Genomic DNA, 3608 nt, shown 5'->3' with positions numbered 1-3608 from the left:
AATAACATTTAACATTTTTGGTGAAAGCCTAAGTGCTTACAACGTGATAAGCAGCCTAAAATGGAATCTCAACACTACTCTAACATATATAATTACCTTTCAAACAAAGAACTCCCTAACAACCTTTCTTCACAACAAAAACGTCAACTTGAAAAACAAGCAAATTACTACAAGATACAAAATAACTTTCTCTACAAACTGGACCGAACAAACTCCAAGAAATTGCTTCGAGTGATAAAAGAGGAGGAACTTTCAGCTCTTCTATACATGATGCACAACGACCCAACTGCTGGACATTTTGCAGTTGATGCTATGGCAAATAAAATCAAAACTCGATACTATTGGCCTCAATACTACGAAGATATTAGAAAATATGTCACCTCTTGTGACACCTGTCAAAAATGAGGGCGCAACAAAAAGAACAATGTATTACGTCCTATTTCCGTTCATAGTGCTTTTTACCAAATAGGTATCGATATCGTAGGACCTTTACCACGTACACAACGAAACAAAAAGTACATCGTAGTTGCTATGGATTACTTAACAAAATGGCCTGAAGCACGTGCGATTTCTGAAGCTACTGCGGAAAAAGTTGCTGAGTTTATTTATGAACAAATCATTTGTCAGCATGGATGCCCACAAATTATCCTAAGTGATCGAGGGACACACTTTAACAACAACATGATCAAAAGATTGTTAGAAAAATTTAACATTAATCATTTACTTTCAACGCCCTATCATCCTCAGACCAATGGACTAGTTGAAAGATTCAACTGAACTTTATGTGAATCCCTTGCAAAGATGAGCACTAAAACCAACGATTGGGATCTCTTTATTGCACTAACATTATTTGCTTACCGCACAACCAAACATTCCACAACAAAAATTGAGCCATTTTTCCTAGTTTATGGGCGATCAGCAAGATTACCAATAGATGAAACAGAAGCCGCCAATCCTTTGAATGAAAATGATCGACTGTACGCCTTAATTAATGATGTACCACATATACGATCCAAAGCACGTGATACCATTTTTCATGCACAGATAAAACAGAAAAATTTCCATGATAAGAAGTTGAGGACACCGCATGATTTTCAGATTGGTGACAAAGTTTTATATTTCAAAGTCGCACTAGATCAATCACATTCAGGAAAACTCAACCCAAAATGGAAAGGGCCTTATTACATACATCAAGTACTACCTAATGGTGCTTACAAACTTTGTACTATAGAAGGACAAATATTGACCTATCCCTCCCTTTTCATACTTTCACCCTCCGAATGTCCACCCCAAACATTTCTTTAATTATAAAGTTCCATTTCACACAGCTTCATTTCTTTTAGTTTATTATTATATATATTTTTTTTTTGTTTATTTATTTATGTCTTATTATACCTCTCTTAACCCTATTGTTAATACAATAATCACTGAATTAATGGAAACAGATCCAGTTTCGCCCACTGTTATGCCCAATCCCTACCAAGAGAGCAGAAGTTTAGACGATAACATCACTCGCATGTCTCAGTATCTCGTGCGAATGCTAAAAAGAAAAGATAGATTAATATCTCTCACCATTGCTTACTATATCGGTCAGGCATTAGAATGTAGGCCTATCACTCCTGCTGAAAGATCTTTGGCTAGTCATAGGTTGACTGCTTACTACCAGGACTGTTGTCTAAGAATATTCTCCATATTTGAACCTCTTGGTGTTGAACAAATTAGTAGAACCAAAGAAGTTAAAGTAACACTCTTCCGTACCTTAAAAAGGAAAGAAGTAAACGATCTTGCGAACACGGCAATGAACGAAGCAAGTGCGCGGTTCTCGCAGGAGCTCAAAGATTAGGGGAGGAACTTGTTACGCTATAGATCTACAGATTTTCCTACTGTGCCATAAATAATAGGAATAATAGAATAAATAGTATTAATAGAATTAATAGTATTTAACGTAGATCTTCTATTTATTGTATTAATAGTTTATATTTTATTTATACATTTTATATTATTAGTTATATTTATGTTATTATATTTTTATTATATATATGTCCTGTATTTTCCTAGTCTCAAGCCTTAGAGTTGAATTGAATAGTTAATAGAGAATATTAACTGGGCTAGTGATTAGTCGTGTTATTAATAAACTTATCTTAACCACAAACGTGTCGTGTGTTGCGTATTGCGTGTCAAACTTACTACATATTGAGATAATCCCTGTAGCTAAGTAAATAATAACGATCCACCTCGTTACAATTGGTGATTCCTGCCAGGCCTCATTGATAGGCGAAGATAATAACTGAACGATATATGCCACAGAGGTTTTACAATACTACCGCAGCTGAAAGACGTCAACACTCAAGAGATCATCAAGCCAGACTAATTAATCGAGAAAGCCATAATAGGGCTTGTTATTGCTCAGTTTGTTACCCCAATCCACCTACAGTATCTAACCAGTTCACCACTTTTTGGACCTGGATAAGTCGAGAGCACGGAGCTAACAAGTCTAACGGATATACTAAATCTGCTTTTGAATCTTTTAGTACTCTTATAACTACCCCGGATACCACTCTGACAGACCTTGCACAACTAACTATTTTTCTGTTGCAAAGCATTCGCTTTACAAATCTAGATACCCCTATTGTCGAACTTAGTTTTTACTTTCACAGATTATTTATTGCAACAAATGGGTACAGAAACCCTGTTACAACACAACTACTAAACCAAGCTCGCCGAAGGTATCTTTATCCCAGTCTCACATCTGTTAGCAATCCTACATCACCAGTTTATACTCCAACTTCATCACCAGTTAACACTCCACCACGAGTTAATACTCCACCCCTAGTTACACCACCACCAGTAAATCCAAATCCATCAATCACCATGGCTACAGGAGCTGAAATGACCGCCCTGTTCAATGGTATCTTTGGTACCACAGGAGAAAACGTCAGACTTGAAGGAAACGTATTGAAAGTTGAGCCATTTTATGGAAAGAAAACAGAAGACCCTGTAACTTAGTTGGTCGCTTTTAATAGGGCTATTACCACAAATCAATGGAAAGACAATAGAAGAGTAGCTATAGCATCTGGATATCTTAGAGGAGAAGCTGCAGAATGGTTTGAAGGTAAAAAGGCTGATATAGGAGTACATTGGGCAATAGGCGAAAATGGTGAAGATAATTTTACAAGGCAATTTGAGCTTCAATTGCTAACTGAACAGAGAAGGAACGATTGGTTCCACGAATTAATGATGCTAAAGCAGAAAGAAGAAGAATCTGTAGATACCTACGCCACCAAGTTCATTAAATTGGCTAAAAGGGCAGATGTTACTCAGGAAGCCCAAAAGAAAAGGATGTTTCTGCATGGATTAAGACATACTCTTATTCCTTTTGTTTCTATGAAAGACCCTGCAACTACTGCAGAAGCAATAGAAGTCGCCAGAAAAATAGAAGCTGGATTTAATCTATCGTCCATTAAAAGTGAAGAAACTCCTACTTCAGGTTCATTCAAAGGAAAGGAAAAGGATGAAACTAAGAAAGAAGACGAGATTAATGCTTTAACTCAACAACTTCAACAGTTAACCCTTAATTACGCTAACCTTACCTCTGCATTTATGGCTCA

Annotated in this window: 4 protein-coding genes; all 4 read left to right on the top strand. The window is 36.5% G+C overall.

Annotated elements, in window-relative coordinates; translation table 11 throughout:
• The first annotated feature begins 60 nt into the window (after nt 1-60).
• Nucleotides 61-405 carry a hypothetical protein gene (locus DMG62_24180; GenBank protein ID PYY19890.1) on the top strand — a complete coding sequence of 115 codons (345 nt, stop codon included), beginning with the start codon at nt 61-63 and terminating at the stop codon, nt 403-405.
• Between the two features lie 33 nt (nt 406-438).
• Nucleotides 439-777, top strand: coding sequence for a hypothetical protein (locus DMG62_24175; protein PYY19889.1), 339 nt, complete (start codon nt 439-441; stop codon nt 775-777).
• 688 nt (nt 778-1465) lie between these two features.
• Nucleotides 1466-1843, top strand: a complete 378-nt coding sequence (locus tag DMG62_24170) for a hypothetical protein (protein PYY19888.1) — start codon at nt 1466-1468, stop codon at nt 1841-1843.
• A gap of 1163 nt (nt 1844-3006) precedes the next feature.
• Nucleotides 3007-3608: hypothetical protein (locus tag DMG62_24165; GenBank protein ID PYY19887.1), on the top strand; the 602-nt coding region annotated here is incomplete at its 3' end.

Source organism: Acidobacteriota bacterium (genome assembly GCA_003225175.1).
GTDB lineage: Bacteria > Acidobacteriota > Terriglobia > Terriglobales > Acidobacteriaceae > Gp1-AA112.
This window is presented reverse-complemented; position numbering and strand designations above follow the sequence as displayed.